General features: G+C 70.6%; 15 protein-coding genes and 2 pseudogenes. 12 read left to right on the top strand and 5 right to left on the bottom strand.

Annotated elements, in window-relative coordinates; all coding sequences use genetic code 11:
* Positions 1-6: 6 nt before the first annotated feature.
* Positions 7-675: a DUF3105 domain-containing protein gene (locus tag QF030_RS13795; RefSeq protein WP_307162957.1), complete on the bottom strand. Its 669-nt coding sequence runs from the start codon at positions 673-675 to the stop codon at positions 7-9.
* Positions 676-774: 99 nt separating this feature from the next.
* Between QF030_RS13795 and QF030_RS13790 the strand changes: the two are divergent.
* From QF030_RS13790 to QF030_RS13780, 3 genes and pseudogenes are all read left to right on the top strand, one after another.
* Positions 775-1,041, top strand: a pseudogene (locus tag QF030_RS13790) (RrF2 family transcriptional regulator); the annotation flags it as partial.
* A 142-nt stretch (positions 1,042-1,183) separates the two neighbouring features.
* The gene (locus tag QF030_RS13785; RefSeq protein ID WP_020126760.1) at positions 1,184-1,450 is read left to right on the top strand and encodes a DUF6959 family protein; all 267 of its coding nucleotides are present in this window, start codon (positions 1,184-1,186) and stop codon (positions 1,448-1,450) included.
* Between the two features lie 484 nt (positions 1,451-1,934).
* On the top strand, positions 1,935-3,296 hold the full coding sequence (locus QF030_RS13780; RefSeq protein ID WP_307162956.1) for a glutamine synthetase family protein: 1,362 nt from the start codon (positions 1,935-1,937) through the stop codon (positions 3,294-3,296).
* 144 nt (positions 3,297-3,440) lie between these two features.
* Here QF030_RS13780 and QF030_RS13775 read toward each other — a convergent pair whose 3' ends face one another.
* Positions 3,441-3,872, bottom strand: a complete 432-nt coding sequence (locus tag QF030_RS13775) for a VOC family protein (RefSeq protein WP_307162955.1) — start codon at positions 3,870-3,872, stop codon at positions 3,441-3,443.
* A gap of 168 nt (positions 3,873-4,040) precedes the next feature.
* On the opposite strand from QF030_RS13775, the pseudogene QF030_RS13770 reads away from it, so the two are divergent.
* Positions 4,041-7,038 (top strand): annotated as a pseudogene (locus QF030_RS13770) (bifunctional [glutamine synthetase] adenylyltransferase/[glutamine synthetase]-adenylyl-L-tyrosine phosphorylase).
* A gap of 17 nt (positions 7,039-7,055) precedes the next feature.
* Here the strand turns inward: QF030_RS13770 and QF030_RS13765 are convergent.
* On the bottom strand, positions 7,056-7,976 hold the full coding sequence (locus QF030_RS13765) for a DMT family transporter (RefSeq protein ID WP_373428890.1): 921 nt from the start codon (positions 7,974-7,976) through the stop codon (positions 7,056-7,058).
* Positions 7,977-8,072: 96 nt separating this feature from the next.
* Here QF030_RS13765 and QF030_RS13760 point away from each other — a divergent pair, with 96 nt between their 5' ends.
* Complete coding sequence (locus QF030_RS13760) at positions 8,073-8,969, top strand: LysR family transcriptional regulator (RefSeq protein ID WP_307162953.1); 897 nt, start codon at positions 8,073-8,075, stop codon at positions 8,967-8,969.
* Positions 8,970-9,047: 78 nt separating this feature from the next.
* Here the strand turns inward: QF030_RS13760 and QF030_RS13755 are convergent, their stop codons facing one another.
* Both QF030_RS13755 and QF030_RS13750 read right to left on the bottom strand, forming a co-directional pair.
* Positions 9,048-9,908, bottom strand: a complete 861-nt coding sequence (locus tag QF030_RS13755; RefSeq protein WP_307162952.1) for a phosphatase PAP2 family protein — start codon at positions 9,906-9,908, stop codon at positions 9,048-9,050.
* Between the two features lie 131 nt (positions 9,909-10,039).
* A complete protein-coding gene (locus QF030_RS13750; protein WP_307162951.1) occupies positions 10,040-11,074 on the bottom strand; it encodes a LacI family DNA-binding transcriptional regulator in 1,035 nt (344 codons plus the stop codon).
* Between the two features lie 397 nt (positions 11,075-11,471).
* On the opposite strand from QF030_RS13750, the gene QF030_RS13745 reads away from it, so the two are divergent.
* The 7 genes from QF030_RS13745 to QF030_RS13715 all read left to right on the top strand — a co-directional run bounded on the left by QF030_RS13745 (position 11,472) and on the right by QF030_RS13715 (position 25,689).
* On the top strand, positions 11,472-12,746 hold the full coding sequence (locus QF030_RS13745) for an extracellular solute-binding protein (RefSeq protein ID WP_307162950.1): 1,275 nt from the start codon (positions 11,472-11,474) through the stop codon (positions 12,744-12,746).
* A 117-nt stretch (positions 12,747-12,863) separates the two neighbouring features.
* On the top strand, positions 12,864-13,868 hold the full coding sequence (locus QF030_RS13740) for a carbohydrate ABC transporter permease (protein WP_307162949.1): 1,005 nt from the start codon (positions 12,864-12,866) through the stop codon (positions 13,866-13,868).
* A 13-nt stretch (positions 13,869-13,881) separates the two neighbouring features.
* Positions 13,882-14,787, top strand: a complete 906-nt coding sequence (locus QF030_RS13735; RefSeq protein ID WP_307162948.1) for a sugar ABC transporter permease — start codon at positions 13,882-13,884, stop codon at positions 14,785-14,787.
* Positions 14,788-15,063: 276 nt separating this feature from the next.
* Positions 15,064-16,752: a glycoside hydrolase family 13 protein gene (locus tag QF030_RS13730; protein WP_307162947.1), complete on the top strand. Its 1,689-nt coding sequence runs from the start codon at positions 15,064-15,066 to the stop codon at positions 16,750-16,752.
* A gap of 136 nt (positions 16,753-16,888) precedes the next feature.
* A complete protein-coding gene (locus QF030_RS13725; protein ID WP_307162946.1) occupies positions 16,889-18,265 on the top strand; it encodes an alpha-amylase in 1,377 nt (458 codons plus the stop codon).
* A 292-nt stretch (positions 18,266-18,557) separates the two neighbouring features.
* Positions 18,558-23,975 (top strand): pullulanase-type alpha-1,6-glucosidase, encoded by a 5,418-nt coding sequence (gene pulA / locus QF030_RS13720; protein WP_307162945.1) that lies wholly within the window; start codon positions 18,558-18,560, stop codon positions 23,973-23,975.
* Positions 23,976-24,060: 85 nt separating this feature from the next.
* Positions 24,061-25,689 carry a fused response regulator/phosphatase gene (locus QF030_RS13715; protein WP_307162944.1) on the top strand — a complete coding sequence of 543 codons (1,629 nt, stop codon included), beginning with the start codon at positions 24,061-24,063 and terminating at the stop codon, positions 25,687-25,689.
* Positions 25,690-25,713 lie beyond the last annotated feature (24 nt).

The raw sequence follows: 25,713 nt of genomic DNA, 5'->3' as shown, positions 1-25,713 counted from the left end.
CGTACCTCACTGCGGCAGACCACCCGTGCACGCGGCGCCCGGCTCGGGCGTCTGCTCGCCCTGCACGAACTTCTCGAAGAACGCGTCCACGTTCGCGTCGCTCGCGCCCGTCACCGTGCGCTGGTGGCCCCAGGCGGTCAGCATGATCGGGTCGGCCTGGGCGTCGTCCGGGCTCATCAGCGTGTAGGGCGTCTTCTCGACCTTCGCGGCGAGGGCGTCGACGTCGGCCTTGCTCGCCTTGCTGTTGTACGTCACCCAGACCGCGCCGTGCTCGAGCGAGTGCACGGCGTTCATGTTGTCGAGGGCCTTGGTGTAGACCTCACCGTCGCAGTTCATCCAGACCTGGTTGTGGTCCCCGCCGACGGGCGGCTCGGTCGGGTACGTGACGGTCTTGCTGACGTGGGTACGGCCCAGCGTGCCCTTCCAGGTCTTGACCCCGTCGGCGCCGGTGACGAAGTGACCCGAGGCCGCCTTGCCGTCGGCGGCGGTGTCCTTGTCGTCGCCGGACTGCGACTTCACGACGAACACACCACCGGCGACCAGCGCGACCACGGCGACGACACTGCCGCCGATCACGAGAAACCGGTTCCGTCGCTCCCGGACCTGCTCGGTCCGCCGCATCTCCTCTATACGCGCCTTGCGCGCCGCGCTGCCGGTCTTGTTGGCGGAACCCATGAGGCCTGTCCTTCGGGGAAATGGGGCGGGACGGTCGGGGTGTTCGAGTCCGCTGATCGTAATGGGGGAGATGGGAAAGTCGTAGACAGGTCACAGCCAAGAGAAGGCAGGGGCGGCGGCCTGGCCCTCACCGAACGGGGCCGCGCGGCGTCCGTCGGTACGGTGGTCCGCGCCTTCGAGGGGGACGGTGACGTCGTCGACTGCGAGGGCGCCGCCCCGTGCCCCGCTGGCCTCGGCCTGCCGGCTGCGCGGCGCACTGCGCCAGGCCCAGGAGGCGTTCTTCGCGTCCCTGGACCCGATCACGGTCGGGACATCGTGGCGGAACCGACGGGGCCGCTGCTGCTGGGGATCCCGAGGCCCGCCTGATGCACCGGCGCCGCGCGGGCCGGCGACGGGGCGGGGCCTCTCGCCCGCCCCGTGCTCCACGCCCGCCCTCCACGCCCGTTCTTCACGTTTTCCCCAAGCCATGCGGTTGTCGCCGCATCACCGCTCCGGATTGGATGGCCCGATGGAACGCATCGAAGCAGAGCTGTTCACCGCCGGCGGCAACAACGCCGTAGTCCGCCTGCCCGGCCGACGCTTCCCCGGGGTTCTGGTCCAGGGCGACTCCCTGCACATCCTCCGCACCGACATGGCCGAACTGGTGGAGGCCTGCGACCGCGGCGACCTGGGTGACGCCCGCGACGCCGCCGGGCTTCTGCTGGCGGGCCTCGACGCCCTGCTGGAGCGCTACGGCGCGGCGTTGGACGAACACGAGATCCCGCGGCCGTACTGAACCGGGCGCGACGGCCGAGTCACCTGACCGGCGGCCGGTAACCGCCGGGTTCAGGCCCGGGTGCCGACGGAGAAGCGTTCGGTGATCTCACCGATGGCCGCGCCCACGGCGGGGAGGGTGGCGCGGACGGTGGCGGCGGACTGTTCGGACAGCATCGGGCTCCTCGAAGCACTCGGTCGTCTGCCGTCCGGCACGCCAGTAGAACTTGCATGTGAGCTACAAATCAAACAGGTGGGGCGGGACGCAGGGGGCGGGGCGTTACGGATGTCGGCGCGAGCAGGCAAGATGGGCGGCAGAGCAGTACACGTGCCGGACGCGAGGCAGTACATCTGCCGGACGCGAGGCGTTCAGGCCCGGGTCGCCGAGGCGATCATGGTCGGCAACGCGCACGAAATGGTGTTGTGGTGTGATGCTCAGGTGCCCGACCGCCTCTCCGTGGGACGGGAAACAGGCGGCCTGACCAGCAAGGATGGGGAAGCGGAAGATGGACAAGCAGCAGGAGTTCGTGCTCCGGACGTTGGAGGAGCGCGACATCCGGTTCGTACGGCTGTGGTTCACGGACGTGCTGGGCTTCCTCAAGTCCGTCGCCGTGGCGCCGGCCGAGCTCGAACAGGCCTTCGATGAGGGCATCGGCTTCGACGGTTCCGCGATCGAGGGCTTCGCCCGGGTCTACGAGTCCGACATGATCGCCAAGCCGGATCCGTCCACCTTCCAGGTCCTGCCCTGGCGCGCGGAGGCCCCCGGTACCGCCCGCATGTTCTGCGACATCCTCATGCCGGACGGCTCCCCGTCCTTCGCGGACCCGAGGTACGTGCTGAAGCGTGCCCTGGCGCGCGCCTCGGACCTGGGCTTTACCTTCTACACCCACCCCGAGATCGAGTTCTTCCTGCTGAAGGACAAGCCGACCGACGGCTCCCGCCCGACCCCGGCCGACAACTCCGGCTACTTCGACCACACCCCGCAGAACGTCGGCCAGGACTTCCGGCGCCAGGCCATCACGATGCTGGAGTCGATGGGCATCTCGGTCGAGTTCAGCCATCACGAGGGCGCCCCCGGCCAGCAGGAGATCGACCTGCGCTACGCCGACGCGCTCTCCACGGCGGACAACATCATGACCTTCCGGCTGATCATGAAGCAGGTCGCGCTGGAGCAGGGCGTGCAGGCCACCTTCATGCCGAAGCCGTTCTCGGAGTACCCGGGCAGCGGTATGCACACGCACCTCTCCCTCTTCGAGGGCGACCGCAACGCGTTCTACGAGTCCGGCTCCGAGTACCAGCTCTCCAAGGTCGGCCGCTCCTTCATTGCCGGCCTCCTGAAGCACGCCGCGGAGATCTCCGCCGTCACCAACCAGTGGGTCAACTCCTACAAGCGCATCTGGGGCGGCTCGGAGCGCACCGCGGGCGCCGGTGGCGAGGCCCCCTCGTACATCTGCTGGGGCCACAACAACCGCTCCGCGCTGGTCCGCGTGCCGATGTACAAGCCCGGCAAGACGGGCTCCGCGCGCATCGAGGTCCGCTCCCTCGACTCCGGCACCAACCCGTACCTGGCGTACGCCATGCTCCTCGCCGCCGGGCTCAAGGGCGTCGAGGAGGGCTACGAGCTCCCGCCGGGCGCCGAGGACGACGTCTGGGCGCTGTCCGACGCCGAGCGCCGCGCGATGGGCATCGAGCCCCTCCCGCAGAACCTCGGCGAGGCCCTGAGCCTGATGGAGCGCAGCGACCTCGTCGCCGAGACCCTCGGCGAGCACGTCTTCGACTTCTTCCTGCGCAACAAGAAGGCGGAGTGGGAGGAGTACCGCTCCGAGGTCACCGCCTTCGAGCTGCGGAAGAACCTGCCGGTGCTGTAAGCGCAGGTCGGGGCGGGTTTCCCGCTACGACGGAACGAGGGGCCGGCGGTCGTGAGACCGCCGGCCCCTCGGCGTCTCACCGACCCGGGCCGTCCGTGGGCCGGCAGCGCGAACGTCACGCGTCGGCCCGTGCGTGCGTCGCCGCTACGCCTTCAGTTTCGCCAGGACCTGGTGGAGCGGTTCCGTCTCCCGGCGGCGGTACTCCTGGATCGCCCAGCCGTTGCCGTCGGGGTCCTTGAAGTACATGAAGGTCGCCCCGTCCTGCGGCGCGAACTGCTGGGGCTCGGTGACCTCCAGGCCGCGGGACGTCAGTTCCTCGTACGCCGCCTTCGCGTCCGTCACGCAGAGCTGCATGCCGTGGTAGGTGCCCGGCTGCGGGGTCCCCGTCGGCACCTGGAGACCGTCGACCAGGGCGATCGAACAACCGGAGCCGGGCGGGGTGAGCTGGACGATGCGTACGCCCTCCATGACCTCGCCGTCGAGGTCGACGTGGAAGCCGACCTTGTCGCGGTAGAACTCCTTGGCCCGGTCCACGTCGGACACCGGCAGCAGGATCACCTCTAGGGTCATGTCCATGGCTTGACTCCCTCGTCGTGGCCGTCGCTCCGCACAGAACCGAAGTCCCGCAGGACCGAAGTCATGCGGAACCGAAGTACCACAGAACCGGAAACCCGGCCGGGGCGCCACCTAAAGGCGCGGGTTACTCTCAGGTGCGTACGACCTTGATCCGAGGGAGGGCCGAGGATGATGGCGCCGGGGCGCAGGAGCAGCACCTTCACACGGCTGCTGCGGCACGGCTTCACCGACCCGTCCGCCGCCGAGCGGCTCCTGGACGGCCCCGAGCTGTCGCCGGTGCGCAACGATCCCTTTCTGCTGGAGGCCCTCGGCGCCACCGCCGATCCCGATCTCGCCCTGCACGGTCTCGTCGGGCTGCTGGAGGCCCAGCCCGGGCCCACCGCCCGCCGGGAGCTGCTCGACACGCTCATTGCGGCCAAGCCGCTGCGCGACCGGCTGCTGGGGGTGCTCGGGGCGTCCGCCGCCCTCGCCGACCACCTCGCCCGGCATCCGCGGGACTGGGAGGCCCTGGTCACGTACGAGCCGCGGGATCTGCATCCCGGGGTGGAGGAGTTCGAGCGGGGCCTGGCCGAGGCCACGGATCCCGTGTCGCTGCGCGTCGCCTACCGGCGCTGCCTGCTGTCCATCGCGGCACGTGACGTGTGCGGGACGACCGAGCTCGCCGAGACCGCCGCCGAGCTCGCCGATCTCGCCACCGCCACGCTGCGGGCCGCCCTGGGCCTCGCCCGGGCCGCCGCGCCCGACGACGCCGCGCTGTGCCGGCTCGCCGTCATCGCGATGGGCAAGTGCGGCGGGCACGAGCTGAACTACGTGTCCGACGTCGACGTGATCTTCGTGGGTGAGGCCGTCGACGGGGCGGACGAGGGCAAGGCGCTACGGGCCGCCGCCAAACTGGCCGCGCACCTGATGCGGATCTGTTCCGAGACCACCGTGGAAGGGTCCATCTGGCCCGTCGACGCCAATCTGCGGCCCGAGGGGCGCAACGGGCCGCTGGTGCGGACGCTGTCCAGCCATCTCGCCTACTACCAGCGGTGGGCCAAGACCTGGGAGTTCCAGGCCCTGCTGAAGGCGCGGCCGGTGGCCGGCGACCTGGCACTCGGGGCCGAGTACGTCGCCGCTGTCGGGCCCCTGGTGTGGCAGGCGGCCGAGCGGGAGAACTTCGTCGTCGACGTGCAGAGGATGCGGCGGCGGGTCGTCGAGAACATCCCCGTCGCCGAGGTCGACCGTGAACTGAAGCTCGGGCCCGGCGGGCTGCGGGACGTCGAGTTCGCCGTGCAGCTGCTTCAGCTCGTGCACGGGCGGGCCGACGCGTCGTTGCGCAGCGGCACCACGCTCGACGCCCTCCAGGCGCTCGCCGCCGGGGGATACGTCGGGCGCGCCGACGCCGAGCAGCTGGACGCCGCGTACCGGTTCCTGCGGTCCATGGAGCACCGGATCCAGCTCTACCGGCTGCGCCGGACCCATCTGGTCCCCGAGGCCGAGTCCGACCTGCGGCGGCTGGGCCGCTCGCTCGGACTGCGCACCGACCCGGTCGCCGAACTCGGCCAGGAGTGGAAGCGGCACGCCGCCGTGGTCCGTCGGCTGCACGAGAAGCTGTTCTACCGCCCGCTGCTCGACGCCGTCGCGCAACTCGCGCCGGGGGAGACCCGGTTGAGCCCGAAGGCGGCCCGGGAGCGGCTGGTCGCGCTCGGGTACGCCGACCCGGCGTCCGCGCTGCGCCACCTGGAGGCGCTGGCCTCCGGCGTCTCGCGCAAGGCGGCCATCCAGCGCACCCTGCTGCCGGTGCTGCTCGGCTGGTTCGCGGACTCCGCCGACCCGGACGCGGGTCTGCTCAACTTCCGCAAGGTGTCGGACGCGCTCGGCAAGACACCCTGGTATCTGCGGTTGCTGCGGGACGAGGGCGCCGCGGCGGAGAACCTCGCCCGGGTCCTGTCCGCCGGGCGGCTCGCCCCCGATCTGCTGATGCGGGCGCCGGAGGCGGTGGCACTGCTCGGCGACGGGGACGCCGGGGGCCTCGAGCCGCGCGGGCGGGCCCAGTTGGAGCAGGAGATACTCGCGGCGGTACGCCGGGCCGACGGGGTCGTGCAGGCGGTCACGGCCGCGCGCGGAGTGCGCAGGCGCGAGCTGTTCCGTACGTCCGCCGCCGACATCGTCGCCTCCTACGGTACGGAGGCGCAGCCGGTCGAGGCGGATCAGGGCGCCCTCGTCGACCTGGTGGGCGGGGCCGTCTCCGACATCACGGCCGCCACGCTGGCCGGCACCCTGCGCGCGGTCGTGCAGGACGGCTGGGGCGACACCCTGCCGACGCGATTCACCGTCATCGGCATGGGCCGCTTCGGTGGTCACGAACTGGGCTACGGCTCCGACGCCGACGTCCTGTTCGTGCACGAACCCCGGGACGGCGTCGACGAGCGCGAGGCCGGGCAGGCCGCGAACAAGGTCGTCTCCGAGATGCGCAGACTGCTCCAGATCCCCAGTGCCGACCCGCCGTTGCTCATCGACGCCGATCTGCGCCCGGAGGGCAAGTCGGGTCCGCTGGTACGCACGTTGAAGTCGTACGAGGCCTACTACCGGCGCTGGTCGCTCGGTTGGGAGTCACAGGCGCTGCTGCGAGCCGAAGTCGTGGCGGGCGACGAGGAACTGGGTGGCCGGTTCATCGAACTGATCAACCCGCTGCGGTATCCGGCGGACGGGCTCGGCGAGGACGCGGTACGGGAGATCCGGCGGCTGAAGGCCCGGATGGAGTCGGAGCGGATGCCCCGGGGCGCCGATCCGAAGCTGCACACCAAGCTCGGACCGGGCGGCCTGTCCGACGTCGAGTGGACCGTGCAACTGGTGCAGATGCGGCACGGTTCCACGCACCCGGGGCTGCGGACCACCCGGACCCGTGAGGCGCTCGCCGCCGCGCGCGACGCCGGCCTCATCCCCGGCGAGGACGCGGCGACACTGGACGAGGCGTGGGTGCTGGCGACCCGGGTGCGCAACGCGGTGATGCTGGTGCGCGGACGGGCCGGGGGACACCTTCCCGTCCGACGCCCGGGAACTGGTCGCGGTGGGGCGGTACCTGGGGTACGGCCCCGGGCGGGTGGGCGACATGCTCGACGACTACCGCCGGACCGCCCGCCGGGCACGGGGCGTGGTGGACGAGCTGTTCTACGTCGGCTAGCGCCTGCCCTGCCCTGGTCAGCGGTGAGCGGCCGGCTGTGCCGCACCGTCGCGCCGCGTACCGGACGACCCGCGGGTGTCCGACGGCCCGCGTGTGCGCGACGCCGTGTTCCGCCGGGTGAGTCCCACGCCCACCAGCACCACCGCCATGCCCGCGAGAACGCGTACGCCTGTCCGCTCGTCGAGGATCATCGCGCCCAGCGCGACGGACACCACCGGGAGCAGGTAGCCGACGGTCGCCGCCGTGGTGGGGCCCTCGTCCGCTATCAGGCGGTAGTTGAGATAGAAGGTCACGCCCGTGCCGAGGACGCCCAGCGCGGCGACGGCGAGCAGGGCCGTGGCGTCCGGACGGAAGGGACCGGCCGCGGGGAGCGCCAGCGTGCTCCAGGCCGTGGCGGCGAGAAGCTGGGCCGCCGACATGGCCATCGGGGTCTCCGAGGCCGTCAGATGCCGGGCCATGTAGGCGAAGGCCACCGCGTAGCTGGCCGCCGCGGCCAGCAGGTACAGGGCGGGCAGGCTGAACAGGCCCTCGTGGTGCCAGGGAGCGAAGATCAGGACGGTACCGGCGAAGCCCAGGACGAGGCCGGCCAGGCGTACGGGGTGCAGGGAACGGTCCGTGCCGATGCCGATGCCGATGAGGAGGGACCAGAGCGGGGTCGTGGCGTTGAGGACGCCCGCGATGCCCGAGTCGAGGTGCTGCTCGCCCAGGGCGAAGAGGGCGAAGGGCAGGGCGTTGCAGAACAGGGCGGCCACGGCGAGATGGCCCCAGGCGGTCCGGGACCGCGGAAGGCGCTGGCCCGCCCGGCGGGCCAGGAGCAGCAGGACGGCCGCGCCCAGGACGCACCGGGTGATGGTGATCTGGGCCGGGGTCAGGCCGTGGGTCAGGGCCAGTTTGATCCAGAGGAAGCCGGAGCCCCAGAAGAGGGCGAGCGCGGCCATGCGGAGCGTGGAGGCGAGGGGCATGCCCCTACGGTCGTCCTGTCCTACCTGTGAGGACAAGTGAAATGTTCTGGATGATTCGTTAAGCTGCACTGCATGCTTGATGTGCGGCGGATGCAGGTGTTGCGAGCGGTCGTCGGGAACGGCTCGGTGACGGGGGCGGCGGCCGCGCTGGGGTACACGCCGTCCGCCGTCAGTCAGCAGATCGCCGCCCTGGAGAAGGAAGCGGGGGCCGCGTTGCTGGAGCGGGCCGGGCGGGGTGTGCGGCCCACGGCTGCCGGACTGCTGCTCACCGAGTACGCGGACGCCATCGGGCGGCAGGTCGCCGAGGCCGAGACGGCGCTCGCCGACCTGCTCGCCGGGCGGACGGGGCATCTTTCGGTGCGGTACTTCGCCACCGCGGGGGCCGGGCTGGTGGCGCCGGCCGTGGCGCGGCTGCGAGAGGCGCATCCCGGCGTCCGGATGGAGCTGAAACTGACGGTCGATCCCGAGGACCCCCTGGCGGAGGTGCGGGAAGGGCGTGCCGATCTGGCGTTGTCGGTGAGCCGGGAGAGGCGGCAGCACAGTGGCGTACGGCTGCTGCACCTGCTCGACGATCCCTATCTCGCCGTCCTGCCGCGCGGGCACCGGCTCGCCGGGCGGCGGAGTGTGCGGCTGGCGGAGCTGGCCGAGGAGGCGTTCGTGGGCAGCGAGTGGCCGGGGCCCTGTCTCGACGCCCAGCTCGACGCGTGCGCGGCGGTGGGGTTCCGGCCCCGGTTCGCGGTGCAGAGCGAGGACTACGTGACCGCCCAGGGGTTCGTCGCCGCGGGGCTGGGCGTGAGTCTGGTGCCCCGGCTGGGGCTCGGCAGCCGGCATCCGGGCGTCGTCGTGCGGGAGGTGCGTGATCCGGTGCCGGTGCGTGCCATCCAGGCGGTGATCCGGGAGACCGCGCCCGCGCAGCCCGCGCTGGACGCGTTCATCGACGCGCTGAGGGCGGCGGCGGAAGCGTCGTGAGGGGCCGTGCGGCGCCGCCGTCCCCGCCGCGAAGGAGTTCACCGGGTCATGACCGCGGGCGGACCCGCGGGCCGGGCGTCAGGCCTTCGTGGGGAGCAGGGGCCTGCCCTGTCCCCGCGGCGGCGCCGTTCTCGGCAGGGCGTACGGCAGAGTCCCGTACCAGACGCGGGCCACCGCGAAGCCGAACGCCAGGCAGAGGACGCCGCCCACGGCGTCCAGCCAGAAGTGGTTGGCCGTCGCGACGATGACCACCAGGGTCGCCGTCGGGTACAGCAGGCCCAGGATGCGCACCCAGGGCAGCTTGGCCAGCGCGAACACCGTCAGACCGCACCACAGGGACCAGCCGATGTGCATGGACGGCATCGCCGCGTACTGGTTCGACATGTGCTTGAGGTCGCCGGACGCCATCGAACCCCAGGTCTGGTGGACCATCACCGTGTCGACGAAGTCACCGCCCGGCATCAGCCGCGGCGGCGCGAGCGGATACAGGTAGTAGCCCACCAGGGCCACGGCCGTGGTGGCGAAGAGCACCAGGCGTGTCGCCGCGTAGCGTCCCGGGTGGCTGCGGTAGAGCCAGACCAGGACGGCCAGCGTGACGACGAAGTGCAGGGTCGCGTAGTAGTAGTTCATGCCCACGATGAGCCAGGTCACCGAGTTCACCCCGTGGTTGACCGACTCCTCCACGGCGATGCCGAGGCTGTGCTCCAGACGCCAGATCCAGTCCATGTTGCGCAGCGCCTCGGCGCGTTGTTCCGGGACCGCGTTGCGTACCAGGGAGTACGTCCAGTAACTCACCGCGATGAGCAGGATCTCGAACCAGAGACGGGGGCGGCGGGGGCTGCGCAGCCGGTGCAGGCGGCGCTGCCGGGGCGTGGCCGTGACGGGCTCCGGGAGGGCCTGGTCACGGCCTTCCAATGGCGTCACAGTCGGTTCACCCATGGACACAAAGTCTGCCAGAAAAGACCTCTTGGCCCGATCATCCCCCGGTCGGGTCCGGCCCGCACTTCCTGCTCCGGCCGGACCCCCGCGTCTCCTGCCGGCGTACCGGGGAGGACCCGGATGTCTCCGCCCTACGGACGATTGCGGTCCCCGGGCGCCGAAGCGGTCGAACCGCGCACCACCAGCTCCGGCATGAACACGAACTCGCTGTGCGGCGCCGGGGTCCCGCCGATCTCCTCGAGGAGCGTGCGGACGGCGGCCTGGCCCATCGCCGGGACCGGCTTGCGGACGGTGGTGAGGGGCGGGTCCGTGAAGGCGATCAGCGGGGAGTCGTCGAAGCCGACCACCGAGATGTCCTGCGGCACCTCGAGACCGCGCTGCCGGGCCGCGCGTATCGCGCCCAGCGCCATCATGTCGCTGGCGCAGACGATCGCCGTACAGCCCCGGTCGATCAGGGCGGTGGTCGCCGCCTGGCCGCCTTCGAGGGTGTAGAGGGAGTGCTGGACCAGGTCGGTCTCGATCGTCTCGGGGTTGAGGCCCAGCTGTTCCTGGACCGCCCTGACGAAACCCTCGATCTTGCGCTGGACCGGCACGAACCGCTTGGGGCCGAGCGCCAGTCCCACCCGGGTGTGACCGAGCGAGACGAGGTGGGTGACCGCCAGGGTCATCGCCGCGCGGTCGTCGGGGGAGATGAACGGCGCCTGGACCTTCGGGGAGAAGCCGTCCACCAGCACGAAGGGGACGCCCTGCGCCCGCAGCTGCTCATAGCGCTGCATGTCGGCGGTGGTGTCCGCGTGCAGGCCCGAGACGTAGATGATGCCGGCGACCCCGCGGTCGACCAGCATCTCGGTCAGTTCGTCCTCCGTGGAGCCGCCCGGCGTCTGGGTGGCGAGGACCGGCGTGTAGCCCTGGCGGGTCAGCGCCTGCCCGATGACCTGGGCCAGGGCCGGGAATATCGGGTTCTCCAGCTCCGGCGTGATGAGGCCGACCAGACCCGCGCTGCGCTGGCGCAGCCGGACCGGGCGCTCGTAGCCCAGGACGTCCAGAGCGGCGAGCACGGACTGGCGGGTGGTGGCGGCGACACCGGGCTTGCCGTTGAGAACGCGGCTGACGGTCGCTTCGCTCACCCCCGCCTGCGCAGCGATGTCGGCAAGCCGTGTGGTCACAGGGGTGGACTGTACCGGTCGGGTGCTGACTTGCACACCGATCGGACGCCGTGGGCGACCTGTTGAACGGCCCGCGGGCTGCTGCGTCATCGCGCTCCCTCGTGAAAGTGATGGCAAGAGCTTGCAGAGTCTTGCACAGCGGCCCCGCGCCCCGCTGCGAGGCCCTCAACCGCGACAACTACGGTCTCACAGCGGTCGAGGGGAGGTCACGCAGGAGTCACGTGCGGATAACTTCGGAGTTCTCTTGCACTTTTTTTCTGCAAGGTCTTTCGTGCTGCTTACATCGCTGTTACGTTCACGTCGCCCGACGGCAGCAACGGCGCGGTCGGAGTCGGCAGGACAGCGGACGGGACCGCTTCCTGTAGCTAAACGGGCTCTCACCCTCAAGGAGAAACTCATGCGGCGTGGCATAGCGGCCACCGCTCTGGTGGCGTCCTTCGCCCTCGCGGCGACGGCCTGCGGCGGGGACGACAGCGGCAGCGACAACTCGTCCGGGCCGGTCACCATCACCTGGTGGGACACCTCCAACGCCACCAATGAGGCGCCGACGTACCAGGCCCTGGTCAAGCAGTTCGAGGCCGCCAACAAGGACGTCAAGGTCAAGTACGTCAACGTGCCCTTCGACCAGGCGCAGAACAAGTTCGACACGGCCGCCGGCGCGTCCGGCGCCCCGGACGTGCTGCGCTCGGAGGTCGGCTGGACCCCCGCCTTCGCCAAGAAGGGCTTCTTCCTGCCGCTGGACGGCACCGAGGCCCTCAAGGACCAGGCCAAGTTCAAGTCGAACCTGATCGAGCAGGCCAAGTACGAGGGCAAGACGTACGGCGTGCCGATCGTCACCGACACGCTCGCGCTGGTCTACAACAAGGCGCTCTTCGCGAAGGCCGGGATCGCCGAGGCCCCCAAGACCTGGGACGACCTGAAGACCGCCGCCGCGACCATCAAGGCGAAGACCGGCGTCGACGGCTACTGGGGCTCCACCCAGGCCTACTACGCCCAGTCCTTCCTGTACGGCGAGGGCACCGACACCGTCGACGCCGACGCCAAGAAGATCACCGTCAACTCGCCGGCCGCGCAGAAGGCGTACGGCACCTGGCTGGGCCTCTTCGACGGCAAGGGCCTGCACAAGGCGGACACCACCGCCGACGCGTACGCCCACATCCAGGACGCGTTCGTCAACGGCAAGGTCGCCGCGATCGTCCAGGGCCCGTGGGAGATCACGAACTTCTACAAGGGCAGCGCCTTCACGGACAAGAACAACCTCGGCATCGCCACCGTCCCGGCCGGCTCCGCCGGCAAGGCGGGCGCCCCGACCGGCGGCCACAACCTCTCGGTCTACGCCGGCTCGGACAAGGCCCACCAGGCCGCCGCGCTGAAGTTCGTCAACTTCATGACCTCCGCGACGAGCCAGGCGGCCATCGCCCAGAAGAACTCGACGCTGCCGACCCGTGACGACGCCTACACCGCCGCCGTCAAGGCCGACCCGGGCATCGCCGGCTACCAGACGGTCCTGTCCGCCGCCCAGCCGCGCCCGGCGCTGCCGGAGTACAGCTCCCTCTGGGGCCCGCTCGACACCGAACTGCCCAAGATCGCGGGCGGCAAGGAGACCCTCGACAAGGGCCTGAGCGCAGCTGAACTCGCCATCGCCAAGCTGGTGCCGGACTTCAGCAAGTGAGCCCGGGTGGCCGCCGGATCTCCCGCACAGAAGGGGGGAGAGATCCGGCGGCCACCGGCCGGTGAGCCGTACCAACCCCTCGAAGATCCAGCGTGAAGATCCAGAAGGTGTCGAACCATGACAGTCGCCATCGACCGCGCGACCGGCAAGCGCCGCGGTGACCGTGAGCCGAAGCCCGGGCCGGCCGGGCGCCTGAGGCGCGGTTACCAGAAGCACTGGTACGCGTACGTGATGATCGCCCCGGTGGCGGTCGTCCTCGGCGTGCTCGTGCTGTACCCCCTGGTGTACGGCCTGTACCTGACGCTGACCGACGCCAACAGCCTGAACACCGCGCGCACGATCGGCGTCAACCACATCGACGCCACCTACAAGTTCATCGGCCTCGACAACTACGCCGACATCCTCTGGGGCCCGACGGCCTACGACCGCTTCTGGTCGCACTTCATCTGGACGATCGTCTGGACGGCGACCTGTGTCGCCCTGCACTACGGCATCGGACTGGGGCTCGCGCTCCTGCTCAACCAGAAGCTGCGCGGGCGGACCCTGTACCGGCTGATCCTGGTGCTGCCGTGGGCGGTGCCCACCTTCGTCACCGTCTTCGGCTGGCGGTTCATGCTCGCCGACGGCGGCATCATCAACTCCGCGCTCGACGCCCTGCACCTGCCCTCGCCGCAGTGGCTCGAGGACACCTTCTGGCAGCGATTCGCCGCGATCATGGTCAACACCTGGTGCGGTGTGCCGTTCATGATGATCTCGCTGCTCGGCGGTCTCCAGGCCATCGACGCCTCGCTCTACGAGGCGGCCGAGATGGACGGCGCCAGCGCCTGGCAGCGCTTCCGGTTCGTCACCCTGCCGGGCCTGCGGTCCGTCAGCTCCACCGTCGTCCTGCTCGGCATCATCTGGACCTTCAACCAGTTCGCCGTGATCTTCCTGCTGTTCGGCAACACCGCCCCCGACGCGCAGATCCTCGTCACCTGGGCGTACTACCTCGGCTTCGGGCAGCAGCCGCGTGACTTCGCCCAGTCCGCCGCCTACGGCATCCTGCTGCTGGCCATCCTGATCGTCTTCACCTCGTTCTACCGCCGCTGGCTGAACCGCAACGAGCAGCAGCTCGCGATCTGAGGCAGGAGTTCCCATGACCAGCACCACCGCCGAGACCTCCGCCCCCCTGAGCGAGCAGCGCTCCAAGACCCCGCGCCGGGCCCGGCGCCGCGGCGAGAACACCCTCGCCGGCTCCCTCGCCTCCCACGGCATCCTGATCGTCGCGAGCGTCATCGCGCTCTTCCCGATCGCGTGGCTGGTCTATCTGTCCCTCGGCCCCGACACGGACGACTATCTGCACCCGGGCGGCATCTGGGACAAGATGACGTTCGACAACTACACGTTCGTGCTCCAGCACACCCAGTTCTTCGACTGGCTGAAGAGCTCGCTCGTGGTCACGCTGGGCACCACGGCGATCGGCGTGCTCATCGCCGCCACCACCGGCTACGCCGTCTCCCGGATGCGCTTCCCCGGCTACAAGAAGTTCATGTGGGTCCTGCTGGTCACCCAGATGTTCCCGGTCGCCGTGCTGATGGTGCCGATGTACCAGATCCTCTCGGACCTCCAGCTCATCGACAACTACTTCGGTCTGATCCTCGTCTACTGCACGACGGTCATCCCGTACAGCGCCTGGCTGCTCAAGGGGTACTTCGACACCATCCCCTTCGAGATCGACGAGGCCGGACGCGTGGACGGGCTCACCCCGTTCGGCACCTTCTTCCGGCTGATCCTGCCGCTCGCCAAGCCGGGTCTCGCGGTGGCCGCCTTCTACAACTTCCTCACCGCCTTCAGCGAGGTCGCCTTCGCTTCGACGTTCATGCTCAGCGACGACAAGTACACCCTTGCCGTCGGCCTGCAGTCCTTCGTCAGCGAGCACGACGCCCAGCGCAACCTCATGGCCGCCACCGCGGTGCTGATCGCGATACCCGCCGCCGTGTTCTTCTACCTCGTGCAGAAGAACCTGGTGACCGGCCTGACCGCGGGCGGCACGAAGGGGTGACGCTCCGCTGAGAGGACAGCGACGGGCCGCCGGTCGCCGGCGGCGCCCTCGTGGCCGGCGCGCGGTTGCCCGGTGCCCCTGCAGGGCGCAGCCGAACCGCCGTGACGTCGCCTGAACTGCTCAGCCCCCGAAAACCCGGGGCGGTCGCGGTCGCCATCCGACCCCGCTGTGACCGCGGCCGCCTCGTCACCCGCCGCCGTACCCCTGACCACATGACCACTCCCCCCACTCTCGAACGCGCTCGAGCGGGGGGACCCCCATCGCCCCAAGGACGCCATGAGCCAGCAGCCCGCAGCCCCGGCCCCCACCTCCACCTCGGCTGTCGCCACCGTCGCCAAGCGCCGTGACTGGTGGCGGGACGCGGTGATCTACCAGGTGTACCCGCGCAGCTTCGCCGACAGCAACGGCGACGGCATGGGCGACCTGGAAGGCGTACGCTCCCGCCTCCCGTACCTGCGCGACCTCGGCGTGGACGCCGTGTGGCTCAGCCCCTTCTACGCCTCCCCGCAGGCCGACGCCGGGTACGACGTCGCCGACTACCGCGCGGTCGACCCGATGTTCGGCAACCTCCTCGACGCCGACGCGCTCATCCGGGACGCCCGTGAACTGGGCCTGCGGATCATCGTCGACCTGGTCCCGAACCACTCCTCCGACCAGCACGAGTGGTTCAAGCGGGCGTTGCGCGAAGGCCCCGGCTCCTCCCTCCGGGACCGCTACCACTTCCGTCCCGGCAAGGGCGCGAACGGCGAACTCCCGCCCAACGACTGGGAGTCGATCTTCGGCGGCCCCGCCTGGACCCGGGTCACGGAACCGGACGGCACCCCCGGCGAGTGGTACCTGCACCTCTTCGCCCCCGAGCAGCCCGACTTCAACTGGGAACACCCGGCGGTGGGGGACGAGTTCCGCTCCGTCCTGCGCTTCTGGCTGGACATGGGCGTCGACGGCTTCCGTATCGACGTGGCCCACGGCCTGGTCAAGGCGGCGGGTCTCCCGGACCTCGGGGCCCACGACCAACTCAAGCTGCTGGGCAACGATGTCATGCCGTTCTTCGACCAGGACGGCGTCCACGAGATCTACCGCCAGTGGCGGCTCATCCTCGACGAGTACTCGGGTGAGCGCATCTTCGTCGCCGAGGCGTGGACCCCGACCGTCGAGCGCACCGCGAACTACGTCCGGCCCGACGAGCTCCACCAGGCCTTCAACTTCCAGTACCTGGCCACCGAGTGGGACGCGGAGCAGCTGCGTGAGGTCGTCGACCGCACCCTGGAGGCGATGCGCCCGGTCGGCGCCCCCGCCACCTGGGTGCTGTCCAACCACGATGTGACGCGGCACGCCACCCGCTTCGCCAACCCGCCCGGCCTCGGCACCCAGATCCGCACGGCGGGCGACCGCGAGGCCGGTCTGCGCCGGGCGCGGGCGGCCACGCTGCTGATGCTGGCGCTCCCCGGTTCGGCGTACGTCTACCAGGGCGAGGAACTCGGCCTCCCGGACGTCGTCGACCTGCCCGACGAGGTGCGCCAGGACCCGGCGTACTTCCGCGGCGCCGGCCAGGACGGCTTCCGTGACGGCTGCCGCGTCCCGATCCCGTGGACCCGCGAGGGCTCGTCGTACGGCTTCGGCGACGGCGGAAGCTGGCTGCCGCAGCCGGACGGCTGGGGCGAGCTGAGCGTGGAGGCGCAGCAAGGGGTGCCCGGTTCGACGCTGGAGCTGTACCGCTCGGCGCTCGGCATCCGTCGCTCGCGGCCCGACCTGGGCGCGGGCGACGCGGTGGAGTGGCTGAAGGCCCCCGAGGGCGTACTGGCCTTCCGCCGCGGGGAGTTCGTGTGCGTGGCGAACACCACCGGGGAGTCCGTGACGACCCCGGCCTACGGGCGGGTGCTGCTCGCGAACGAAGAGGTGACCGAGACCGACGCCGGTGAGGCCAAGCTCCCGGCCGACACGACGGTGTGGTTCACGACGGCCTGAAGGCCTCTCTGAAAGTTCTTGCATCAACTTCATACGGCCCGCTGCCTTTTCAGGCAGCGGGCCTTTAACATCTCCGTCACCGCAAGATTGCTGACGTGTTTCAGCAAGAGCCTTCAACGGAGAAGGACTTCCCCACATGGCAAGCAGCAGACCCCTTTCGGGCGCCCTCGCCCTGGCCGCCGCGGCCGCCGTCATGGCCCCCACCGCCGCGTCCGCCACCCCTCCCGGCACCAAGGACGTCACCGCCGTCCTCTTCGAGTGGAACTTCGCCTCGGTCGCCAAGGCGTGCACCGACACCCTCGGCCCGGCCGGCTACGGCTACGTGCAGGTCTCCCCGCCCGCCGAGCACATACAGGGCTCGCAGTGGTGGACGTCGTACCAGCCGGTCAGCTACAAGATCGCGGGACGCCTCGGCGACCGCACGGCGTTCCAGAACATGGTGAACACCTGCCACGCCGCAGGTGTGAAGGTCGTCGCCGACACCGTCATCAACCACATGTCGGCGGGCAGCGGCACCGGCACCGGCGGCTCGTCGTACACGAAGTACAACTACCCCGGTCTGTACTCCTCGTACGACTTCGACGACTGCACGTCCCAGATCTCGAACTACGCCGACCGCTGGAACGTCCAGCACTGCGAACTGGTCGGCCTGGCCGACCTGGACACCGGCGAGGAGTACGTCCGCAAGACGGTCGCCGGATACCTCAACGACCTGCTCACCCTCGGGGTCGACGGCTTCCGCGTCGACGCGGCCAAGCACATCGCCACCGCCGACCTCGCCAACATCAAGTCGCGGCTGACGAACCCGGGCGTGTACTGGAAGCAGGAGGTCATCTACGGCAGCGGAGAGGCCGTCCAGCCGACCGAGTACACCGGCAACGGGGACGTCCAGGAGTTCCGTTACGCCTACGACCTCAAGCGGGTCTTCAACAGCGAGAACCTCGCCTACCTGAAGAACTACGGCGAGGGCTGGGGGTACCTGAGCAGCTCCGCCGCCGGGGTGTTCGTCGACAACCACGACACCGAGCGCAACGGATCGACCCTCACCTACAAGGACGGGGCGAACTACACGCTCGCCAACGTCTTCATGCTCGCGTACCCCTACGGCGCCCCGGACATCAACTCCGGGTACGAGTGGTCGGACGCGGACGCCGGGCCGCCCAACGGCGGTACTGTGAGCGCCTGTTGGCAGAACGGGTGGAAGTGCCAGCACGCCTGGCCGGAGATCCTCCGCATGGTCGCCTTCCGTAATGCCACGCGGGGCGCGGCGATGAGCGACTGGTGGGACAACGGGGGCGACGCGATCGCCTTCGGGCGAGGTGCCAAGGGGTACGTCGCCATCAACCACGAGTCGGGCTCGCTGACCCGCACGTTCCAGACGTCGCTCGCCGCCGGTACGTACTGCAACGTGCAGAGCAACACGACGGTGACCGTGAACGGATCGGGCCAGCTCACGGCGACCCTCGCCGCCAACACGGCGCTGGCGGTCTACGCGGGCAAGTCCAGCTGCTGATTCCGCCGGTCCGCGTGCCGCGCACCGTCGCTCCGGCGGTGCGCGGCACGCGGGACGGGCAGGCGGTCGCGCCCGGTGTCGTCGTGGGTCACGCAGGGCACCGAGCGCCCCGCCGGGAGGACGCCGCTGCGCACACGTCAAGGCCCTGGTGAAAGTTCTTGCCGTGAGTTGCAAGACTCTTGCTGTAAACCTTTCGTCAGCGATACGGTCCACGCGGGCGCCCGGCGACGAAGCCGTCCCGCGGCGTTGGGGTCGGACCCAAGAGAGCCGCAATCGCTAGGAGTTCCCGCCTGTGATACCGAGATGGCCGGCGCCCCCGACGCGCCGCACCGTGCCAGCTGCCCGACGGGTCGCGGCCGTCGCCGTGGCCGCGCTGGCCGCAGCCCTCGTGCAGCCCCTCGCGGCGCACGCGGACAGCCCGCCCGCACCACCGTCCGACGCGAAGATGGCCGCCGCTCCGGCCCGCCACGACGACACCCGTGAGCAGTTCTACTTCGTCATGCCGGACCGCTTCGCCAACGGCAGCACCGCCAACGACGAGGGCGGACTGACCGGCTCACGCCTCACCACCGGCTACGACCCCACCGACAAGGGGTTCTACCAGGGAGGCGACCTCAAGGGCCTGACCCAGCGCCTCGACTACATCAAGGGCCTCGGCACCACCTCCATCTGGATGGCGCCGATCTTCAAGAACCGGCCGGTGCAAGGGACGGGCAGCAACGCCTCGGCCGGCTACCACGGCTACTGGATCACCGACTTCACCCAGGTCGACCCGCACTTCGGCACCAACAAGGACCTGGAGACCCTGATCTCCACGGCGCACGCCAAGGGCATGAAGGTCTTCTTCGACGTCATCACCAACCACACGGCCGATGTCGTCGACTACGAGGAGAAGTCCTACGACTACCTGTCCAAGGGAGCGTTCCCGTACCTGACGAAGGACGGCGAGCCCTTCGACGACGCCGACTACGCGGACGGCGGCACGAAGTTCCCCGCCGTGGACGCCGGCTCCTTCCCGCGCACCCCGACGGTCACCGCCGCGCAGCGGACCGCCAAGGTCCCGTCCTGGCTCAACGACCCGACGATGTACCACAACCGCGGCGACTCCACCTACGCCGGTGAGTCGACCACGTACGGAGACTTCTCCGGACTCGACGACCTGTGGACCGAGCGTCCCGAGGTCGTCGCCGGGATGGAGAAGATCTACCAGCGCTGGGTGCGGGACTTCCGGATCGACGGCTTCCGGATCGACACCGTGAAGCACGTGAACATGGAGTTCTGGACCCAGTGGGCGACGGCCCTCGACGCCTACGCGGCCAAGCAGGGCCGGGACGACTTCTTCATGTTCGGCGAGGTGTACTCCGCCGACACGTCGATCACGTCCCCGTACGTCACCCAGGGCCGCCTGGACGCCACGCTCGACTTCCCCTTCCAGGAGGCCGCCCGCCAGTACGCCTCCCAGGGCGGCAGCGCGCGCAAGCTCTCCTCGGTCTTCGCCGACGACTACAAGTACACGACCGACAAGGCCAACGCCTACGAGCAGGTCACCTTCCTCGGCAACCACGACATGGGCCGCATCGGGTACTTCCTGAACCAGGACAACCCGAAGGCCACCGACGCCGAACTCCTCGCCAAGGACGAGCTCGCCAACGAGCTCATGTTCCTCAGCCGCGGCAACCCGGTCGTCTACTACGGCGACGAACAGGGCTTCACCGGCTCCGGCGGCGACAAGGACGCCCGCCAGACCATGTTCGCGTCGAAGAGCGCCGACTACCTCGACGACGACGAGATCGGCACCGACCGCACCCACGCGAGCGACGCCTACGACACCGGCGCCCCGCTGTACCGGCAGATCGCGGCCCTCGCCAAGCTCCGCAAGGCGAACCCCGCCCTCACCGACGGCGTCCAGACCGAGCGCTACGCGGCCGACGGCGCCGGCGTCTACGCCTTCTCCCGCAACGGCACCGGCAAGGACACGACCGAGTACGTCGTCGCCTTCAACAATGCCGGCACGGCGCAGGAAGCGACCTTCGCAACCGGTTCCGCGAACACCTCGTTCCGCGGGATCTACGGCACCGGGAAGACGGTCGCCGCGGGCGCCGACAAGAAGATCACCGTAACCGTCCCCGCAGGCTCGGCGATCGTCCTCGAGGCCACCCGCAAGCTGCCCGCCCCGGCCGCCGGGCCGACCGTCACCCTGCACGCTCCCGCCGCCGGCGCCACGGGCACCGTCGAGCTGAGCGCCGACGTGGAGGGCGGTCAGCTGAACCGGGTCGTCTTCGCCGCCCAGACCGGCAACGGCACGTGGCGGACCCTCGGCTCCGCCGACCACGCCCCCTACCGGGTCACACAGACCGTCGGCGCGGACGTACCCGCCGGAACGGTCCTGCGCTACAAGGCGGTCGTCGTCGACTCGGCCGGGCGCACGGCGAGCGCCACCGCGGCCTCCGTCACCGGCACCCCGCCCGCCGAGGAGATACCCACCGCCTCCTCCCGGGACTACGCGATCGTCCACTACCAGCGCACCGACGGCGACTACGCCGACTGGGGCCTGTACGCCTGGGGCGACCTGGCCGACGGCGAGTCGACCACCTGGCCGGACAGCCACCCCTTCACCGGCCGCGACGCCTACGGCGCCTTCGCCTACGTCAAGCTCAAGCCCGGCGCCTCGTCCGTGGGCTTCCTCGTCATCGACAAGGACGGCGACAAGGACGTCTCCGCCGACCGCACGATCGACGTGACGAAGACCGGCGAGGTCTGGATCGAGCAGGGCAAGGAGGGCGTCCGCACGGAGAAGCCCGACGGCCCGGCCCAGGACGCCACCAAGGCCGTCCTGCACTACCACCGCGCCGACGGCGACTACACGGGCTGGGGTCTGCACACCTGGACCGGCGCCGCGAACCCCACCGAGTGGTCGAACCCGCTGAAGCCGACCACGGCCGACGCGTACGGCGCCGTCTTCGAGGTGCCGCTCACCGCCGGCGCCACCAGCCTGAGCTACATCCTCCACAAGGGCGACGAGAAGGACCTGCCGACCGACCGGTCGCTGGACCTCACGAGCGACGGCCACGAGGTGTGGCTGCTGAGCGGCCAGGAGAAGTACCTGCTTCCGCAGCCGGCCGGCTCCGCGGCGGCCCTCGACCTGACCACCTCCAAGGCGGTCTGGATCGACCGGAACACCGTCGCCTGGAACGGCTCGGAGGCCGCCGCCTCGACCCAGCTGCTGTACAGCGCGAAGGGCTCGATCGCGGTCGCGAACGGCGCCCTCACCGGGGCCGCCAAGTGGCTGCGGCTGACGAAGACCACCCTCACCGACGCCCAGAAGGCCGCGTACCCGCACCTCAAGACCTACACCGCCTGGTCCGTCGACCCGCGCGACCGGGACCGGGTGCGGGAAGCCCTCAGCGGTCAGGTCGTCGCCTCCCAACGGGCCGCGAACGGCGCTGCACTGGCGGCGACCGGCGTACAGATCGCGGGCGTACTGGACGACCTGTACCCCGGTGCCACCAAGGCGCGGCTCGGGCCGACGTTCCACAACGGCCGTCCCACCCTGGCCGTCTGGGCCCCGACGGCTCAGCAGGTCTCCCTGGAGCTCGCCGGCTCCACCGTGAGGATGAAGCGCGACGACACCACCGGCGTCTGGTCCGTCACCGGCCCCACATCCTGGAAGAACAAGCCCTACCGGTACGCCGTGACGGTATGGGCGCCCACTGTCGGCAAGGTCGTCACCAACAAGGTCACCGACCCCTACTCGGTCGCCCTCACCACCGACTCGGCGCGCAGCCTCGTCGTCGACCTCGACGACAAGGCGCTCGCCCCCGGCGGCTGGTCCACGCTCACCAAGCCGAAGGCCGTCCCGCTGAAGGACGCCCAGATCCAGGAACTGCACGTGCGGGACTTCTCCGTCGCGGACACGACCGTCCCCGCCGGGGACCGGGGCACCTACTCGGCCTTCACCGACCGGGACAGCGACGGCTCGAAGCATCTGCGGGAACTGGCGGCGGCGGGCACGTCGTACGTCCACCTGCTGCCCGTCTTCGACATCGCCACCATCGCCGAGGACAGGGCGGCGCAGTCGGCCACCGACTGCGACCTTGCCTCCTACCCGGCCGACTCCGAGAAGCAGCAGGAGTGCGTGGCCGCGACCGCCGCGAAGGACGCCTACAACTGGGGGTACGACCCGTACCACTACACGGTCCCCGAGGGGTCGTACGCCAGTGACCCGGACGGCACCGCCCGTACCGTCGAGTTCCGCCGGATGGTGAAGTCGCTGAACCAGGAGGGCCTCAGGGTCGTCATGGACGTCGTCTACAACCACACGGCGGCGAGCGGCCAGGCGGCGACCAGCGTCCTCGACCGGATCGTCCCCGGCTACTACCAGCGGCTGCTCGCCGACGGCTCGGTGGCGAACAGCACCTGCTGCGCGAACACCGCGACCGAGAACGCGATGATGGGCAAGCTGGTCGTCGACTCCATCGTCACCTGGGCCAAGGAGTACAAGGTCGACGGCTTCCGCTTCGACCTCATGGGACACCACCCCAAGGCCAACATCCTGGCGGTGCGCAAGGCGCTGGACGCGCTGACCCCCGCCAAGGACGGCGTCGACGGCAAGAAGATCATCCTCTACGGCGAGGGCTGGAACTTCGGCGAGGTCGCCGACGACGCCCGGTTCGTCCAGGCCACGCAGAAGAACATGGCGGGCACGGGCGTCGCGACCTTCTCCGACCGGGCGCGTGACGCCGTGCGCGGCGGCGGGCCCTTCGACGAGGACCCTGGCGTACAGGGCTTCGCGTCCGGGCTCTACACCGACCCGAACGCGTCCACGAACAACGGCACCTCGGCCGAGCAGAAGGCCCGGCTGCTGCACTACCAGGACCTCATCAAGGTCGGGCTGTCCGGCAACCTCGCCGCGTACCGCTTCACCGGCGCCGACGGCAAGGAGGTCACCGGCGCCGAGGTCGACTACAACGGCGCCCCGGCCGGCTACGCGCACGCACCCGGCGACGCTCTCGCCTATGCCGACGCGCACGACAACGAGTCGCTGTTCGACGCGCTGGCGTACAAGCTGCCCGAGGACACCTCGGCGGCCGACCGTTCCCGGATGCAGGTCCTCGCCATGGCCACCGCCGCGCTCTCCCAGGGCCCGGCCCTGTCCCAGGCCGGCAGCGACCTGCTGCGCTCCAAGTCCCTGGACCGCAACTCCTACGACAGCGGGGACTGGTTCAACGCGATCCACTGGAACTGCGCCGCCGGCAACGGCTTCGGGCGGGGACTGCCGCCGGCCGTCGACAACGCCTCCAAGTGGCCTTACGCCAAGCCGTTGTTGACCGCCGTCGGGGTCGGCTGCCCGGAGATCACCTCGGCCTCCGCCGCCTACCGGGATCTGCTGAGGATCCGTACCACGGAGAAGGCGTTCTCCCTCGGGACGGCCGAGGGGGTGCAGTCGGCGCTCTCCTTCCCGCTCTCCGGGAAGGACGAGACGCCCGGGGTGATCACCATGGAACTCGGTGACCTGGTCGTCGTGTTCAACGCGACGCCGACGGCGACGAAGCAGACCGTCGACGCGCTCGCCGGGACGGGATACCGGCTGCACCCGGTGCAGGCGGCGGGGTCGGACCCCACCGCCAAGGCCGCGTCGTACGTGACGCAGTCCGGCACGTTCGCCGTGCCGGCCCGGACCGTCGCGGTGTTCTCCCGGACGACCCCCTAGACAGGGGCACTACCTTGGTGGAGCAGACCTTCCGTCCGGTCTGCTCCACCGGTGGGTCCGGGGTCCGGGGGTCGGGGGTCGACAGATGAACGCCGACGTCAGCGGCAGGAGGCGCGACACGACCGTGCTGGTCGTGGACCGTACGGCGGCCGGCCGGTTCGCCCTCGGTGTCGTGCTGCGCCGCGCTGGTCACCAGGTCGTCGCGGTCGGCACCGGCCACGAGGCGCTCGTCGAACTGGACGTACGGCGACGCGAGGGCGCCCTGCCGGACGTCGCCCTCGTCGACGTGGAACTGCCGGACATGAGCGGCTTCGAGCTGTGCCGCCGGCTCAAGGCCCGGCCGCACATGGCCGGACTGCCCGTCGTGCACTTCTCGGCGGGTGACGTGGCCCCCGGCGACCGCGGGCAAGGGCTGGACGCGGGCGGCGAGGCCCACCTGGCGATGCCCGCCGAGCCCGAGGAGATCGACGCGGTGGTCCGGGCGGCCGTGCGGGCCGCCCGGCTGCGCGCCGACGACCAGGCGGCGGCACGGCGGCTGTCGCTGCTTTCGGAGGCGATCGTCGGCATCCAGGCGGCACGCTCCCCGCAGGAGCTCGCCGACGCCGCCGCCGAAGGCGCCGCGCGGCTCACCGGCTCCGCCGCCGCCGCCTTCGTCCTCGGCCCGGACGACGCGCTGCACCGCGGCACCTCCAGCAACCGCACCACGCTCGCGCTGCCGGACCAGGACGCCCGCCAGGCCGTCGTCGCCCTGCTGCGGAGGCTCACCCACGGCCAGGCGGGGGTGCGGATCACCACGGTGCCCGCGCCGCTGTGGCCCGCCGGGTTCTTCCGGCCCGGGGTGCCGCACGACGCCCGGCTGGTGCTGATCCCCACCCAGGACGGCAGATCCTCGGTGTGTCTGGCCGTTCCCACCCGAGAGGTCCGCCGGGTGGACCCCGAGACCGAGTCCCGGCTGGCCCGGCTCGCCCAGGCCACCGCGCTCGCCGCCGAGCCGCTGCTCATGTACCAGGTGGAGCGGCACGTGGCGCTCACCCTTCAGCGCAGTTTCCTTCCCCGGCCCGACGCGCTGCCCGAACTGCCGGGCGTCGACGTCGCCGTCCGGTACGTGCCCGCGTCCCGGGAGGCGGAGATCGGCGGTGACTTCTACGCCGCCCTGCGCACCGGGGACGGGGTGCTCGCCGCGGTCGGCGACGTCGTCGGGCACTCGCTCGAGGCCGCCACCGTCATGGTCGAGATCCGGCACGCGCTGCGCGCCTACTGCGTCGACGAGAGCGACCCGGGCGTGCTCGCCGAGCGCCTCGACCGGATGCTCCAGCTCTACCACCCCGGGGTCACGGCGACCGTCTGTCTGGTCCTGATCGACCCCGCCACCGGCCGTACCCGCATCGCCAACGCGGGGCACATCCCGCCGCTGATCGTCCGGGACACCCACGGCGCCGACTACGCCAAGGCGGCCGGCCCGCTGCTCGGGCCGGGTGTGCCCCACCCGCCGCCCACCGAGCTGTTCCTCGAACCCACCGACCGGCTCCTCATGGTCACCGACGGTCTGATCGAGACCCGGGGCACCGACCTCGCGGTCTCGATGGAGCACCTGCGCGCGGCGGCCATCGGCGCCATGCCGGGCCTGGACGCGCTGTGCGACACCCTCCTCACCAGCTTCGGCCACGACCGGGAGGACGACATCGCGATGCTGGCCCTGCGGCTGACGAACTAGGGTGAGCCTTGTTGCCCCAGAACA

The organism is Streptomyces rishiriensis (assembly GCF_030815485.1).
Classification (GTDB): domain Bacteria; phylum Actinomycetota; class Actinomycetes; order Streptomycetales; family Streptomycetaceae; genus Streptomyces; species Streptomyces rishiriensis_A.
This window is presented reverse-complemented; position numbering and strand designations above follow the sequence as displayed.

Bases quoted from the DNA above. Each gene is read 5' to 3' on its own strand.
- QF030_RS13795 (WP_307162957.1), bottom strand. From the start codon at position 675: ATGGGTTCCGCCAACAAGACCGGCAGCGCGGCGCGCAAGGCGCGTATA.
- QF030_RS13785 (WP_020126760.1), top strand. From the start codon at position 1,184: ATGGAACGCATCGAAGCAGAGCTGTTCACCGCCGGCGGCAACAACGCC.
- QF030_RS13780 (WP_307162956.1), top strand. From the start codon at position 1,935: ATGGACAAGCAGCAGGAGTTCGTGCTCCGGACGTTGGAGGAGCGCGAC.
- QF030_RS13775 (WP_307162955.1), bottom strand. From the start codon at position 3,872: ATGGACATGACCCTAGAGGTGATCCTGCTGCCGGTGTCCGACGTGGAC.
- QF030_RS13765 (WP_373428890.1), bottom strand. From the start codon at position 7,976: ATGGCCGCGCTCGCCCTCTTCTGGGGCTCCGGCTTCCTCTGGATCAAA.
- QF030_RS13760 (WP_307162953.1), top strand. From the start codon at position 8,073: ATGCTTGATGTGCGGCGGATGCAGGTGTTGCGAGCGGTCGTCGGGAAC.
- QF030_RS13755 (WP_307162952.1), bottom strand. From the start codon at position 9,908: ATGGGTGAACCGACTGTGACGCCATTGGAAGGCCGTGACCAGGCCCTC.
- QF030_RS13745 (WP_307162950.1), top strand. From the start codon at position 11,472: ATGCGGCGTGGCATAGCGGCCACCGCTCTGGTGGCGTCCTTCGCCCTC.
- QF030_RS13740 (WP_307162949.1), top strand. From the start codon at position 12,864: ATGACAGTCGCCATCGACCGCGCGACCGGCAAGCGCCGCGGTGACCGT.
- QF030_RS13735 (WP_307162948.1), top strand. From the start codon at position 13,882: ATGACCAGCACCACCGCCGAGACCTCCGCCCCCCTGAGCGAGCAGCGC.
- QF030_RS13730 (WP_307162947.1), top strand. From the start codon at position 15,064: ATGAGCCAGCAGCCCGCAGCCCCGGCCCCCACCTCCACCTCGGCTGTC.
- QF030_RS13725 (WP_307162946.1), top strand. From the start codon at position 16,889: ATGGCAAGCAGCAGACCCCTTTCGGGCGCCCTCGCCCTGGCCGCCGCG.
- QF030_RS13715 (WP_307162944.1), top strand. From the start codon at position 24,061: ATGAACGCCGACGTCAGCGGCAGGAGGCGCGACACGACCGTGCTGGTC.